The organism is Stenotrophomonas sp. (genome assembly GCF_050737075.1).
GTDB lineage: Bacteria > Pseudomonadota > Gammaproteobacteria > Xanthomonadales > Xanthomonadaceae > Stenotrophomonas.
This window is the reverse complement of sequence record NZ_JBOHXV010000019.1, coordinates 1-13,154: the sequence shown is the minus strand read 5'-3', so window position 1 is coordinate 13,154 and position 13,154 is coordinate 1. Positions and strand designations below refer to the sequence as shown.

At 68.4% G+C, this 13,154-nt stretch carries 13 protein-coding genes; 7 read left to right on the top strand and 6 right to left on the bottom strand.

The features are described from left to right. Nucleotides 1-110 precede the first annotated feature (110 nt). From ACREPD_RS06800 to hda, 3 genes are read left to right on the top strand one after another with little or no spacing between them, the layout of a single operon-like run. Nucleotides 111-1,235, top strand: a complete 1,125-nt coding sequence (locus ACREPD_RS06800; protein ID WP_431598618.1) for a DUF2066 domain-containing protein — start codon at nucleotides 111-113, stop codon at nucleotides 1,233-1,235. Then, entirely contained in the window at nucleotides 1,232-2,401 is a 1,170-nt protein-coding gene (locus ACREPD_RS06795; protein WP_431598617.1) for an AI-2E family transporter, read from the top strand. Before ACREPD_RS06800 ends, ACREPD_RS06795 begins: the two co-directional genes overlap by 4 nt. Further along, complete coding sequence (hda, locus tag ACREPD_RS06790; RefSeq protein WP_431598616.1) at nucleotides 2,398-3,108, top strand: DnaA regulatory inactivator Hda; 711 nt, start codon at nucleotides 2,398-2,400, stop codon at nucleotides 3,106-3,108. Before ACREPD_RS06795 ends, hda begins: the two co-directional genes overlap by 4 nt. A 150-nt stretch (nucleotides 3,109-3,258) precedes the next feature. Here the strand turns inward: hda and murU are convergent, their stop codons facing one another. The 4 genes from murU to ACREPD_RS06770 all read right to left on the bottom strand — a co-directional run bounded on the left by murU (nucleotide 3,259) and on the right by ACREPD_RS06770 (nucleotide 6,894). Next, the gene (murU, locus tag ACREPD_RS06785; protein ID WP_431598615.1) at nucleotides 3,259-3,978 is read right to left on the bottom strand and encodes an N-acetylmuramate alpha-1-phosphate uridylyltransferase MurU; all 720 of its coding nucleotides are present in this window, start codon (nucleotides 3,976-3,978) and stop codon (nucleotides 3,259-3,261) included. Then, on the bottom strand, nucleotides 3,975-5,000 hold the full coding sequence (locus ACREPD_RS06780) for an aminoglycoside phosphotransferase family protein (RefSeq protein ID WP_431598614.1): 1,026 nt from the start codon (nucleotides 4,998-5,000) through the stop codon (nucleotides 3,975-3,977). The genes murU and ACREPD_RS06780 overlap by 4 nt, the downstream gene beginning before the upstream one ends. 60 nt (nucleotides 5,001-5,060) lie before the next feature. Next, complete coding sequence (locus ACREPD_RS06775; protein WP_421568445.1) at nucleotides 5,061-5,330, bottom strand: GlsB/YeaQ/YmgE family stress response membrane protein; 270 nt, start codon at nucleotides 5,328-5,330, stop codon at nucleotides 5,061-5,063. Between the two features lie 70 nt (nucleotides 5,331-5,400). After that, nucleotides 5,401-6,894, bottom strand: a complete 1,494-nt coding sequence (locus tag ACREPD_RS06770) for a M20 family metallopeptidase (protein WP_431598613.1) — start codon at nucleotides 6,892-6,894, stop codon at nucleotides 5,401-5,403. Nucleotides 6,895-7,093: 199 nt separating this feature from the next. On the opposite strand from ACREPD_RS06770, the gene ACREPD_RS06765 reads away from it, so the two are divergent. From ACREPD_RS06765 to ACREPD_RS06750, 4 genes are all read left to right on the top strand, one after another. Further along, nucleotides 7,094-7,423, top strand: a complete 330-nt coding sequence (locus tag ACREPD_RS06765; protein ID WP_431598612.1) for a ComEA family DNA-binding protein — start codon at nucleotides 7,094-7,096, stop codon at nucleotides 7,421-7,423. A 551-nt stretch (nucleotides 7,424-7,974) separates the two neighbouring features. Next, nucleotides 7,975-9,030 (top strand): L,D-transpeptidase, encoded by a 1,056-nt coding sequence (locus tag ACREPD_RS06760; protein WP_431598611.1) that lies wholly within the window; start codon nucleotides 7,975-7,977, stop codon nucleotides 9,028-9,030. Between the two features lie 25 nt (nucleotides 9,031-9,055). Continuing rightward, a complete protein-coding gene (locus ACREPD_RS06755) occupies nucleotides 9,056-9,775 on the top strand; it encodes a murein L,D-transpeptidase catalytic domain family protein (RefSeq protein ID WP_431598610.1) in 720 nt (239 codons plus the stop codon). 14 nt (nucleotides 9,776-9,789) lie between these two features. Continuing rightward, nucleotides 9,790-10,398 carry a HutD/Ves family protein gene (locus ACREPD_RS06750; protein ID WP_431598609.1) on the top strand — a complete coding sequence of 203 codons (609 nt, stop codon included), beginning with the start codon at nucleotides 9,790-9,792 and terminating at the stop codon, nucleotides 10,396-10,398. Between the two features lie 127 nt (nucleotides 10,399-10,525). On the opposite strand, the gene ACREPD_RS06745 is transcribed toward ACREPD_RS06750, so the two are convergent. Beyond that, nucleotides 10,526-12,136 (bottom strand): flavodoxin domain-containing protein, encoded by a 1,611-nt coding sequence (locus ACREPD_RS06745; RefSeq protein ID WP_431598608.1) that lies wholly within the window; start codon nucleotides 12,134-12,136, stop codon nucleotides 10,526-10,528. Continuing rightward, nucleotides 12,133-13,107, bottom strand: coding sequence for an FAD:protein FMN transferase (locus ACREPD_RS06740; RefSeq protein ID WP_431598607.1), 975 nt, complete (start codon nucleotides 13,105-13,107; stop codon nucleotides 12,133-12,135). Before ACREPD_RS06740 ends, ACREPD_RS06745 begins: the two co-directional genes overlap by 4 nt. Nucleotides 13,108-13,154: the final 47 nt, after the last annotated feature.

Here is a 13,154-nt window from a genome sequence, read left to right as displayed (position 1 = left end):
ACGGGCGTCGGCGCTGCGCTGGGGTGAAAGCGGGATTTTAACAGGCCACGTTGGCGCGCAGGCCCTATTCGGGCAACAATTCCCCCCGGATACGCTCAATGGAAGTCCTGATGCGCCGCAGCCTCTTTGTAATGATGATCCTCGCGCTGTGCCTGCCGGTGGCCACGATGGCCCAGAGCGGCATGCGCACCGAAGGCGACGTGGCTACGGCCAGCGGGGCCTACGAGGCCGAAGTGCCGGTCAACAGCCAGAGCGATTCCGATCGCGGCGGGGCAATGGCGCGCGCGCTGGGCAACGTGCTGGCCAAGCTGTCGGGCGACCGCAGCGTGATGACCCGCCCGGGGGTGATGCAGGCCCTGCGCGATGCCAAGAACTACGTGGCCAGCTATGACTACCGCCAGGACCAGAGCACCTCGGCCAGCGGCGCCCCCAGCTACCGCACCATGCTGGTGGCCCGGTTCCGCCAGGACGACGTGGACGGGCTGATCTCGGCCCTGGGCCTGCCGCTGTGGCCGCAGCCGCGGCCCAAGCCGGTGATCTGGCTGGCCATCGATGACGGCAGTGGCCCGCGCCTGGTCACGGTGGGGCAGGCCAATGCGGCCCGCCCGTTGCTGAACCGCGCCGTCGAGCGCGGCTACAAGCTGGGCCTGCCTACCGGCAGCGCCGCCGAACAGGCCCTGGTCGGGGCGATCTGGCGCCAGGACACCGCAGCGGTGGCCCGCGCCTCGTCGCGCTATGCCCCGCCGATGCAGCTGGTGGGCAAGCTGTACCGCGACAAGAGCGGCGGCTGGGTCGCCGACTGGGTGTTCGTGGACGGCGGCAAGGAACTGAACAAGTGGACGGTCAAGGACACCGACGCGCGCCGCGCCATGGCCAGTGGTGCCGACGGCACCGCCGATGCGCTGGTGCGCCGTTATGCCAAGGCCGGCGCGGCCACCGGTGCCGCCGGCACCTACACCATCGCCGTGACCGGCCTGGACAGCGCCGAGGACTACATGCGCCTGGCCGCGGGGCTGCGTGAGAACCCGGTGGTGCGCAACATCACCCCGCTGCGCGCCTCGGGCAACCGCCTGGAGCTCTCGCTGGAAATGACTGCCGGCCTGGCCGGGCTCAACCGCATGCTGGGCGACAACGGCGTCATCGTGCCGCTGGCCCCGCTGCCGGTGCCGATCGATGAGAACGCTGCGCCCGGCACCCCGCCGCCGCCTGCCAGCAACGAGTACCGCCTGCGATGATCCTCACCCCGGAAGCCGAAATCGCGCAGTTCCTGCGCCGCGTCAAGTACATCCTGCTGGCCCTGGCGATCGGTTGGGTGGTGTGGCTGCTGGCCCCGATCCTGACCCCGTTCGTGCTGGCGCTGGCGCTGGCCTGGCTGGGCGACCCGCTGGTGGACCGGATCGAGGCCACCGGCCGCTCGCGCAACACCGGCGTGGTGCTGGTGTTCGTGGCGATGGTGCTGGTGATCACGGCCGCGCTGCTGATCCTGGTGCCGATGATCGAGCGCCAGATTTCGACCCTGATCGCGGCCATTCCGCAGGCCCAGCAATGGCTGATGCAGAACGCCATCCCGTGGTTCGAGCAGAAGACCGGGATGGAAATCATGCCGTGGCTGGAGCCGGACCGCCTGATCGAATGGGTGCGCAGCCACTGGGAACAGGCGGGCGGCTTCGCCAAGACCTTCTTCGGCTACGTCTCGCGCTCGGGCTTTGCGATGGTGACCTGGGTGGTCAACATCCTGCTGCTGCCGATCCTGGCCTTCTACTTCCTGCGCGACTGGGACAAGCTGGTTGAACGCGTGGCCTCGACCATCCCGCGCAACCACGTGGGCACCATCACCAAGCTGGCGCGCGAGTCCAACGAGGTGCTGGGCGCGTTCATCCGTGGCCAGTTCCTGGTGATGGTGGCGCTGGGCCTGATCTATGCAGTCGGCCTGTCGCTGGTCGGCCTGAAGCTGGGTCTGTTGATCGGACTGATTGCCGGCCTGATCAGCTTCATTCCCTACCTGGGCGCCACCACCGGCATCGTCATGGCCGTGCTGGCTGCGCTGGTACAGGCGCAGGGCTTCGACCTGAAGCTGCTGATCCTGGTCGGCGTGGTGTTCACCGTGGGCCAGCTGCTGGAAAGCTACGTGCTGACCCCGCGCATCGTCGGCGACAAGATCGGCCTGCACCCGGTGGCGGTGATCTTCGCGGTGATGGCCGGTGGCCAGCTGTTCGGTTTCCTGGGCATGCTGCTGGCGCTGCCGGTGGCGGCGGTCACCAACGTGCTGCTGCGCTATGCGCACCTGCGCTACCGCGAGAGCGAGCTGTATGCCGGTGAGCCGACCGCGATCGTGCTCGATTCGTACATCGACAAGCCGACCCTGATCGTCGATACCTCCAAGGGTCCGGATCTGAAGTGAGCGTTGTTCCGCAGCTGCCGCTCGCCCTGCGCTACCCGCAGGACGAGCGACTGGAAACCTTCATCGGCGCACCCGACGGTGCGCTGGCGCAGCTGCGCGCGATCGCCGTGGGCGCGGATCAGCACTGGGTGTACCTGGAGGGGGCGGCCGGCACCGGCAAGACCCACCAGGCGCTGGCCATGTGTTCGCTGGCCGAACAGGCCGGCCGCCAGCCGACCTACCTGCCGCTGAAGGCAGTGGTGGGCCGCACCCGCGCCGCGCTGGAATCGCTGGAAGGCCGCGACCTGGTTGCGTTGGATGGGCTGGACGCGGTGGCCGGGCAGCGCGAGGACGAAGTGGCGCTGTTCGATTTCCACAACCGCGCGCGCAGTGCCGGCATCACCCTGCTGTATACCGCGCAGCACGCGCCGGACCAGCTGGGCCTGGTGTTACCCGACCTGCGTTCGCGCCTGCAGCAGTGCGTGCGCGTGGTGCTGCAGCCGCTGGACGACGAAGGCCGCGCGGCGGTGCTGCGCGAGCGTGCGGCGCGGCGCGGGCTGTCGATCGACGAGCCGGCCATCGAGTGGCTGTTGACCCGCACCGGGCGCGAACTGGGCAGTCTGGTGAGCCTGCTGGATTGGCTGGACCGCGAGTCGCTCGCGGCACAGCGGCGCATCACCGTGCCGTTCTTGCGGCAGGTGGTCGAGGAAGGCTCGCACCGGTTGTGAGGGTAGCCCCTCGTAGGGTCGCATCCCAATCGACTGCACGTAACCGGGCAACGTTCTTTTGTGGCATGACCTCAAACGGCGTGGGCTTCGGCCGTGGTCATGCGTTCGTCGCGCCGATCGGCGTTATCGGCAGTTGATTGGGATCCAACCCTACCGGCGCGTGGCATCCGACGTCAGGGTTGCGTCCAGCGTTGCCAGGCGTTCGGGTGTGCCTACGTCGGTCCATGTTCCGCGATGATGCTGCCCGGTGACCCGGTTGGTTGCCATCGCGTGGCGCATCAACGGGGCGAGGCCGAACTGCGGCGGGCTCGCTGCGGCGCCGTCGGTGTCGCCGATCACGGCGCGCCATCCGTCGAGAATCGCGGGGCGGTACACGCCCACACCGGCATAGGTCAGACGCGGTGCATCGACTGCATCACTGACCGTGCCATCGTTGCGCAGGATGAAATCCCCGCGCGGATGCTGCACTGGGTTGTCGACCAACACCAGATGCGCATCGCCCTGCGGCTGCTTCGGCAACGTGGCGAAGTCCACGTCGGTCCACACATCGCCATTGACCACCAGGAACGGCGCGTCGCCCAGCAGTGGCAGCGCATTGAGGATGCCGCCGCCGGTTTCCAGCGGCACCGCACCTTCGTCGATGAAGTGCAGGCGCAGGCCCCAACGGCTGCCATCACCCAGCGCCGGTTCGAACTGGTCGCCCAGCCACGAGGTGTTGATCACCACGTCGCGGAAGCCCGCCGCTGCCAATCGCTCCAGATGCCACACGATGAGCGGCTTGCCACCGGCCACCAGCAGCGGTTTGGGCGTGGTGAGCGTGAGCGGGCGCATGCGTTCGCCCTTGCCGGCACTGAAGATGATCGCCTTCATGCGCGGCTCGATACCGGCAATGCCAGCGCGGCCATCGCCGGCTTGATCCGCTCCTGCAGCAGGGTGTTCAAGCCCGCCAGTTCCGGATGGCGCGGCAGTACTTCATCCAGGTAGCGGATGAAGCGTGGCGCATCGTCGAAGTAGTGGCCTTTGCCGTCGCGGTCGCGCAGGCGCACGAACAGACCCAGTATCTTCAGGTGGCGCTGCACGCCCATCCAGTCGGCGTCGCGCAGGAACTGCGGCCACGGCCGTACCGGCAGCCCGGCCGCCTGCGCCTGTGCGTGGTAGCGCGCCAGCCAGGCATCCACGCGTTCCAGCGGCCAGCTCAGGAAGGCATCCTTGAACAGGCTCACCGGGTCGTAGGCGATCGGTCCGCGCACCAGGTCCTGGAAGTCGAGCACGGCCGGACCGCCGTCGATTGGCATCAGGTTGCGCGGCATGAAGTCGCGGTGGGTGAGCACCTGCGGCTGCTGCAGCGCGTTGTCCATCAGGAGGCGATGCGCCAGTTGCAGGGTCTCCACCTCGCCGCAGTCCAGGGTCAGGCCCAGGTGGCGCTGCAGGAACCATTCGTCGAACAGACCGGCGTCACGCTGCAGCAGCGCCTCGCCGAACGACCCCATGCCCTCGGGCACCGGGATGGACTGCAGGCGGATGAGCTGCGCGAACGCCGCATCCATCCATGCATCGGCGTTGTCGTCGTCGATGTGCCGCGCCAGCGTCGGGCCACCCAGGTCTTCCAGCAGCAGGAAGCCCTGTTCCTCGTCGCGGGCGAGCACGCGCGGCACGCGTACGCCGTTGGGTTCCAGCAGGTCGTGCATGCGCAGCCACGGGCGCACGTCTTCCAGCCCGGGCGGCGAGTCCATCACGATGTGGCTGCCGCGCGTGCTGGTGGCACGCCAATAGCTGCGGAAACCCGCATCGACCGAGGCGCGGTCCAGGTGCAGGTCGGGGTCGCCCAGTGCGGCGACGGTCCACTGCCGGCGTTGGTCGGCGCGCAGCGGGTCGGAAGCAGGATCGTTCATGGACAGGTACGTCGAAGCGGCGCCGGATGGCGCGCGTGGAAGGGAAGGAGGGAGTGAGGGTCAGCGTTTGCTGCTGAAAAGCCGCAGCACCGCCAGCACGGCGATCGCGCCGAGGGTGGCGCCGATGAAACCGGCCGGTTCACCGCGTGAATACCAGCCCATGTACTGGCCGAACCAGCCCGCGACCAGGGCACCGACGATGCCGAGTACGATGGTCAGCAGGCAGCCCATGCGGTTGTTGCCGGGCATGAAGAAACGCCCGAACAGGCCGACGATGAAGCCGACCAGGATGATGTAGAGCCAGCTGGAGCTGCCGAACAGACCGTCCATCGCATGATTCCTGCAGGAGATGGACGCAGCCTATCAAAAGGCTGCGTCCCTCCGCGTGCAACGCCCTGGTTCAGCAGCAGCCGTGGCCGCCGTGGCGGGTGCCGCTGTCGGCGGCCACCGGCGAACCGCTGGTCTCGCCACGCGTGCTGGCCGCGTAATGTTCGCTGATCACCTTGGACACGCAGGCGGTCACCCGCTTGCCCATCGGGATATGCAGGAACTCGTTCGGGCCGTGTGCGTTGGAGTGCGGGCCGAGCACGCCGGTGATCATGAACTGCGCACCGGGGAACTTCTCGCCCAGCATGCCCATGAACGGGATCGAGCCGCCTTCGCCCATGTACATCGCCGGCTTGCCGAAGAAGGTCTGGCTGGCGTCATCGATCGCCTGGGTCAGCCACGGCGCCATGTCCGGTGCGTTCCAGCCCGACGAGGCCTTTTCCAGGTCCAGCTTCACTTCGGCGCCATTCGGCGGGTCGCGCAGCAGGGCTTCCTTGAGCAGCTCGCCGCAGGCCTTGCCATCGGCGGTCGGGGGCAGGCGCAGCGACAGCTTCACTGCGGTGTACGGGCGCAGCACGTTGCCGGCCGAGGCCAGCGGCGGCATGCCATCCACGCCGGTCACCGACAGCGCCGGGCGCCAGGTGCGGTTGAGCACCAGCTCGGTCAGGTCGTCGTTCATCGGCGTGAGGCCGTCGACCATCGGGAACTTCTCGAAGATCTCGGTATCCACCACGTCGGCCGCGCGCTTGGCCTGCACCTGGCGTTCTTCCGGGATCTGCACGTGCATGCCGTCGATCAGGATGCGGCCGGTGTTCTCGTCCTCGATGCGCGACAGCAGCTGGCGCAGCAGGCGGAAGCTGGACGGCACCACGCCGGAGGCATCACCGGAGTGCACGCCCTCGTTGAGCACCTTCACCGAGAAGTTGCCGCCGGTCAGGCCGCGCAGCGAGGTGGTGCACCACAGCTGGTCGTAGTTGGCGCAGCCCGAATCCAGGCACACCACCAGCGACGGCTTGCCGATGCGGTCGGCCAGGTGGTCCACGTAGGCCGGCAGGTCGTAGCTGCCCGATTCCTCGCAGGCCTCGATCAGCACGACGCAACGCGCGTGCGGCAGGTTCTGTTCCTGCAGCGCCAACACGGCGGCCAACGAGCCGAAGATGGCATAGCCGTCATCGGCGCCGCCGCGGCCGTACAGCTTGTCGTCGCGCAGCACCGGCAGCCACGGGCCCAGGTCGTCGTCCCAACCGGTCATTTCCGGCTGCTTGTCCAGGTGGCCGTAGAGCAGCACGGTGTCGTCGCCGGTCTCGGCGCCGGTGGCGGGAATTTCCAGCAGGAGCAGCGGCGTGCGGCCTTCCAGGCGCACCACCTCCACCGTCAGGCCCGGCAGATTCTGGGACTTGGCCCACGATTCCATCAGGGTGACGGCCTGTTCCATATAGCCGTTTGCGACCCAATCTGCGTCGAACATCGGCGATTTGTTGGGAATACGGATGTATTCGACCAGTTGCGGGACGATTTCGTTGTCCCACTTTTCGTTGACGAATTGGCCGAGTTTGGCGCTGTCCATCTGCAACTCCGAAGGCATTGATCTGATCCCGACATTCTACGCCTGCGCGCAGGGTAGGTATTTCCCTACACCACGTCAGGTATTTGGCTGGCTGTGTGAAGGTGATGTGGACGATAGGCTATGTGTATGTGGCGAGGGACACTGACTGCTCCGACGGGATGACGGCAGGAGTCGGTTCCGGGTCACAGGGAGCTACACGGTGGGGCCTTGGATTTCGTGGAAGGCGCTTGCGCTGGGACTGCTGTTGACCGGAGCCGCTTTGGCGGCCGACCGCATCAACATCAATACGGCAGATGCGTCGACGCTGCAGCAGGGATTGACGAACGTGGGGCCGCACAAGGCCCAGGCGATCGTCGCGTACCGGCGACAACGCGGACCTTTCCTCCGGGTCGAGGACCTGGCACGGGTGAAGGGGATAGGGACAGCAACGGTCGAACGGAATCGACGACGGATGACGGTGGGGGCCAGGACGGCACCCACGGCGGAACCGCCCAGGAGGGCAGTTCCGGCACCCGTACCAAGGCGCTGACCAACAGGATGGGTCGCGACCGGCATGACGCCGGTCATGGCGGACAGGCACGACGCCTGCTCGCCGCGACAGCCGCACGGAGGCGGCACGCAGGGACGCGGCGCGGAAGGAATGGCGCGGATCCGCCAGGACGGTGGCATCTAGACCCGGGAAGGGGAGGGATGGCGGAAAGATATACGGCCGAGTGCAGGGAGCATGGCCGGCACCCACACTGGGCAGGACGCACAGGGGGAAGGCGGGAAGCCGACACGGATGTGATGATTGCCCGGTCTGCACAGGGATGTGTGACCGGGCAATTTTGTTTTTGGGGGGGGGAATTCCGGGGGTGTTTGGCTTCGGTTGGTTTGAACGCCGGTGGGTTTCAACTCCGGTGGGTTGGCCGATGCCGCGGTGATGCGGTGTTGGATGCTTGTGCCGCGCTGCGCGCGGTTGCCACGCAGGGCGTGGCACTACGAATTTCTACGTGCGCAGGACGATGGCGTTTTTCCACATCGTGCATCATGCGTAGCGACACGCCATGCGTGTCCTCGACCCACCCGAAGGAAGGCCACATGCTCACACGCCGCACGCTGCTCACCGTCGGACTTGCGTCCCTATTGGCCACGGCTGTATTTCCTGCGCTCGCCGCCAGCCCGCCTGCGCCCGCAGCAACCCAGGCGCAGCCCGGCCCCACCGACCTCAAGCCCGGTCAGTTCCTCTGGCATCCGGAAATCTCCCCCGCCGGCCCGATCGTGCTGGTGGTCAGCCTGGATGAGCAGCGCGCCTACGTGTACCGCAATGGCATCGCCATCGGCCTGAGCACGATCAGCTCGGGCAAGGCCGGGCATGAAACCCCGACCGGTGTGTTCACCATCCTGCAGAAGGACAAGGACCACAAGTCCAACCTCTACAACAGCGCGCCCATGCCCTACATGCAGCGCCTGACCTGGGACGGCATCGCACTGCACGGTGGCAACCTGCCCGGGCACCCGGCCTCGCACGGCTGCGTGCGGCTGCCGCAGGCCTTCGCGCAGAAGCTGTTCGGCGAAACCAAGCGCGGCGACACCGTGGTGGTGGCCGATGCCAAATCCGCGCCGATGACGCTGGCCTACCCGGCGGTGCTGGCCCCGGTGAACAGCACCGGCAAGGCGCTGCTCGAGACCACCGACGCACCGGACCATTACTGGAACGACAGCGCCGCACCCGCCGGCCAGGTGGGCATCCTGGTCAGCCTGCACGACCAGCGCCTGTACGTGCTGCGCGACGGCGTGCTGATCGGCGAATCGCGGCTGCAAGCCAAGGCGCTGCCGGCCTTCGAGGGCACCACGCTGTTCGTCATGCAGCAGGGCTATTCGGACACCGCCAGCCCGCTCGATGCCACCCAGAAGCTGCACAAGTGGACCGCCTACCCGCTGCTCGGCCAGAGCGCAGGCAACGCCAGCCCGGACCTGCTGGCCACGCCCAGCCTGCCGTTGGCGCTGCCGCCCAGCTTCGCCACTCAGTTGTACAAGGCGCTGGTGCCGGGCACCACCCTGCTGGTGACCCGCCTGCCGGCGGTGCGCCCGGTGGCGGATGAACAGAATCTGCAGCCGGTGTTGGAATCCGACGCGGGTGGGTCCACCTTGTAGGGATGGCCCCGCCGGTACCGTCTTGATGCGCCTGCTTTCCCTTGCTCCCGTTGTCCTGTGCGGGCTGGTGCTGACCGCGCCGGCCGGCACCGCCCGCGCGGCACCCACGCCCGCACCGCGCGCGCTGCCCCCGGCGCAGCTGGCCGACATGCTCGCGCGTGCCGCACCCAATGCGGACCGCAAGGTCCTGCAGCTGGCGGCGCGGGCCATGACCTGCGCGCTGCGGCGGCCGGAACTGGGCATCGATCCGGGTCGATTGAGCGTCATCGACTATTCGCGTCCGTCCACCGAGCAGCGCATGTGGGTGTTCGACCTGACGCGGCAGAAGCTGCTGTTCGAGGAGTGGGTGGCGCATGGCCGCAACAGCGGCGGCAACCAGACCGAGCGTTTCTCCAATCGCGATGGCAGTTTCATGTCCAGCCTGGGCGCGTTCACCGCCAAGGAGACCTACATGGGCGGCAACGGCTATTCGCTGCGTTTGGAAGGGCTGGAGCCGGGCTTCAACGACAAGGCACGCGACCGGGCGATCGTCATCCACGGTGCGCCGTACGTGAACCCCACCATCGCGCGGTTGCAGGGGCGGCTGGGCCGCAGCCTGGGCTGCCCGGCGGTGCGCCTCACCGTGGCACGGCCGTTGATCGACAGCCTGCGCGACGGAGCGCTGGTGTTTGCCTATTACCCGGACAAGGCGTGGCTGGAACGCTCACAGCTGCTCGGCCCGGACTGCGGTGGCAGCGCCGGCTGAGGCACAATGCCGGCATGTCAGAGACCACTGCCCTGAGCGCTGCCACGCGCGTCATTCCGAGTTTTGAGTACCGCCGCGAACGCTGGCGCAACGGCCTGGGCTGGACCCGCGAGATCCTGCGCGTGCCCGACAGCGATGCGTGGCAGGTAAGGTTGTCGATTGCCGAGATCGAACAGGACGCCGCGTTTTCATCCTTCTCCGGCATCGAACGCGAACTGGTGCTGCTGCGCGGCGAAGGGCTGCGCCTGCGCTTCGCCGACGGCGCCCTGCACACGCTGCTTCCGCCGCACGATCGACTGCGTTTCGCGGGCGAGGCGGAGGTGCATGGCGAGCTGGTGGATGGGGTGACGCACGACTTCAACCTGATGTGGCGGCGCGAGGCCATCGAGGCCGAGCTGCTGCACCGGCCGCTGGTGGGCAGCATGTTCTTCTTCACCGAACCCGGTACGGCGTGGGCGATCCATCTGCTGGCCGGGCAGGCCGAGTTCGAGGGCGAGCCTGATCTTCCGCCGCTGCAGCAGGGGGATACCGCGTGGCTGGCGGCAGGACCGCGGCGCCGCTACGCGTTGCGTGGCGGTGGCGAGTTGCTCGCCATTCGTTTGAGCGGGAGTGACGCCGGATAAAACCGCCGGGGTAGAGCGGACTGTTAGTCCGCTGCTTCCGGCCCTGCGCGAACATCAGCGGACTAACAGTCCGCTCTACCCAGTCGGCTCTACCGAGGCCGCCTCGATCGGCACACCGCTTGCGCGATCAATACACGTCGCGGCGGTAGCGGCCTGCCACGATCAATGCCTCTTTTCCTTCGCGGCCCAGCGCCTGCTCGATCACCGCATCCACCGCCGGGGCCATGCCCTGCAGGCTGCCGCAGACGAGGATCGTGGCGCCCTCGCGCACCCACTGGCGCAGCGTGTCCAGCTCCGCGCGCAGGCGGTCCTGCACGTAGCGGTGCTCGCCGCCGTCGCGGCTGAACACCGTATCCAGCCGCGCGATCATGCCGTCGCGCTGCCAGCGTTGCAGGTCGTCGCCGAAATGGAAATCATGCGCGGCGGTGCGCTCGCCGAACAGCAGCCAGTTGCGCGCCACACCGGCATCCACCCGTGCGCGCAGATGTGCGCGCAGCCCCGCAATGCCGGTGCCGTTGCCGATCAGGATCAAGGGCACGTCGTGCGCGGGAGGATGGAAATTGGGGTTGCTGCGGAAGCGCAGGTCGATGCGCCCACCCGGCGCCGCGTGATCGCAGAGCCAGCCGCTGCCCAGGCCCGGGGTGCCATCCGGGCGCAGCAGCCGGCGCAGCAGCAGCAGCACCTGGCCTTCGACCGGCATGCTGGCAATGGAATATTCGCGGTGCGGCAACGGCTTGAGCGTGGCCACCAATGCCGCATCATCGGCCGGTACCGAATCGGGCAGCACCGGCAGGTGCGAGCGGGCCAGGTAAGTGCGCAGCGGCTGCCCGTTGATGAGGGCGTCACCGTCGCGCGCGTGCGTGGCCAGCCATGCCTCGACATCGGCCGGGCCATGCTGCGGCCCGATCTCCACCACGTCGCCGGCCTGCCACGCGGGCAGCACGCCGTCGGCCGGTACCAGGCCCACCCGCCACGTCGCGGCGCCCGGGCTGCCGGCGTTTTCCAGCTGGCGTTCGTGCAGCTGCCAGTGCGCGTACTGCGCCGGCGTCCAGTCCGGCAGGTCGGTCGCGCCGCCACCCAGCTGGCCCAGCAACTGCTGCCAGTGGCGCAGGGCGGCCGGGTCGGCGTTGTCCACTTCCACCGTGTCAAACAGCGGGTGTGCGCCGTGCTGGCGCAGCCAGGCATCGAGCTGGTGGCCGAACGCGCAGAAGTGGCCGTAGCTGCGGTCGCCCAGCGCCAGCACGCCGTAGTGCAGTTCCGGCAGCGCCAGGTCCTGCGGCATCACCCGGCGCAGGAAGGGCAAGGCATGGTCGGGGGCGTCGCCCTCGCCGGTGGTGCTGGCGATCAGCAGCATGCGGCGGGTCTGCTGCAGCAGCGGCGCATCCAGCTCGTGCAGGCCGCGTACGCGCACCGCCACGCCGGCAGCGCGCAACACCTCGGCACTGCGCTCGCACAGTTGCTGGGCGAAGCCGGTCTGGCTGGCCCAGGCCAGCAGCAGCGGCGCCGCCTCGCCCTCGGCCGCGGCGTCATCGCGACGGCGCCCGCGCCACCACAGCAGCGCGCAGAACACGGCATAGGCCGCCAGGCTGCCGGCCGCCCAGCGCCACTGCGAGGCAAGCGGCGCGCTTAGCCACCACGGTTCCTGCAGGTGCAGCCGCAGCAGCAGCCAGCCCAGCAGTGCCAGCAGCAACATCACCAGCACGTTGCCGAGCACGGCGCGCGAGGGGCGGGCGCTCATGCGGCCGCCTGCTGCGCCAGCAGCTGTTCGAACGCCGGGCTCAGGTGTTCCTCGATGCCACGCGCGCTGCGGGTGATGAAGCGCACGGCAAGACTGTTTGCCGTGGCGAACTCCAGCCCGGCCTCGGCGCCCATCACGGTCAGCGCGGTGGCCCAGCCATCGGCGTGCATGGCGTCGCGCGCCACCACCGTTACCGCGGCGGCGGCCCGGCTTACCGGTGTGCCCACGCGCGGGTCCAGCGTGTGGCTGTAGTGCGCGCCGTCATGGGTGTACTGGTGCCAGCGGTCGCCGGAGGTGGCCACGGCCAGGTCGTCCAGCGCCAGCACGCGGGGCGGATGTGACAGCTCGGCCTCTTCCTCGGGACCGGCTTCGACCAGCACGCGCCACGGTTGCCCGTCGGGCTTGCGGCCGTAGCCGTGCAGCTCGCCGCCGACTTCCACCAGTGCTGCCGCAACGCCGTTATCGCGAAGCCAGCGGTGGATGAGATCCACCGCAAAGCCCTTGGCGATGGCCGACAGATCCAGTTCCAGGCCACCGGGTTGCAGCAGCATGTTGTTGTGCCACTGCAGCCGCTGCCACCCGCAGCGTTCGCGCGTGGCGGCGAGCAGGGCAGGGTCGGGCATGCGCTGCGCATGCGCGTGGGCACCAAAGCCCCACAGCGACACCAGCGGGCCCACGGTGGGATCGAACGCGCCGTCGCTTCGCCGTGCGATATCCAGCGCACCCTCGACGACCTCGGCGAACAGTGCCGGCAGCGGCAGCGAGGTGCCGGCCGCTGCGCGGTTGAATTCGGAAATGGTGCTACCTGCCTCCCAGGTACTCATCTGCGCCACCACGGCATCCAGCTGCGCCTGGATGCCCGCATGCAGCGGGTGCAGGTCGCGGCCAACGGGCGCGGTCAGCTTGACCTGCCAGGTGGTGCCCATGGTGTGGCCACCGAGGCTGGCGATGTCGAGAACGGGAGCGGTCATCAGGTCCAACATTTGAAAACGTAGCGCCGGGCTCTGCCCGGCACCAG

What these genes read in the sequence shown, in the direction of transcription:
- ACREPD_RS06780 (WP_431598614.1), bottom strand. Translation starts at nt 5,000, where the DNA reads ATGAACGATCCTGCTTCCGACCCGCTGCGCGCCGACCAACGCCGGCAG.
- ACREPD_RS06775 (WP_421568445.1), bottom strand. Translation starts at nt 5,330, where the DNA reads ATGGACGGTCTGTTCGGCAGCTCCAGCTGGCTCTACATCATCCTGGTC.
- ACREPD_RS06760 (WP_431598611.1), top strand. Translation starts at nt 7,975, where the DNA reads ATGCTCACACGCCGCACGCTGCTCACCGTCGGACTTGCGTCCCTATTG.
- ACREPD_RS06750 (WP_431598609.1), top strand. Translation starts at nt 9,790, where the DNA reads ATGTCAGAGACCACTGCCCTGAGCGCTGCCACGCGCGTCATTCCGAGT.
- ACREPD_RS06740 (WP_431598607.1), bottom strand. Translation starts at nt 13,107, where the DNA reads ATGACCGCTCCCGTTCTCGACATCGCCAGCCTCGGTGGCCACACCATG.
- ACREPD_RS06755 (WP_431598610.1), top strand. Translation starts at nt 9,056, where the DNA reads ATGCGCCTGCTTTCCCTTGCTCCCGTTGTCCTGTGCGGGCTGGTGCTG.
- ACREPD_RS06745 (WP_431598608.1), bottom strand. Translation starts at nt 12,136, where the DNA reads ATGAGCGCCCGCCCCTCGCGCGCCGTGCTCGGCAACGTGCTGGTGATG.
- ACREPD_RS06795 (WP_431598617.1), top strand. Translation starts at nt 1,232, where the DNA reads ATGATCCTCACCCCGGAAGCCGAAATCGCGCAGTTCCTGCGCCGCGTC.
- ACREPD_RS06800 (WP_431598618.1), top strand. Translation starts at nt 111, where the DNA reads ATGCGCCGCAGCCTCTTTGTAATGATGATCCTCGCGCTGTGCCTGCCG.
- ACREPD_RS06770 (WP_431598613.1), bottom strand. Translation starts at nt 6,894, where the DNA reads ATGGACAGCGCCAAACTCGGCCAATTCGTCAACGAAAAGTGGGACAAC.
- murU (WP_431598615.1), bottom strand. Translation starts at nt 3,978, where the DNA reads ATGAAGGCGATCATCTTCAGTGCCGGCAAGGGCGAACGCATGCGCCCG.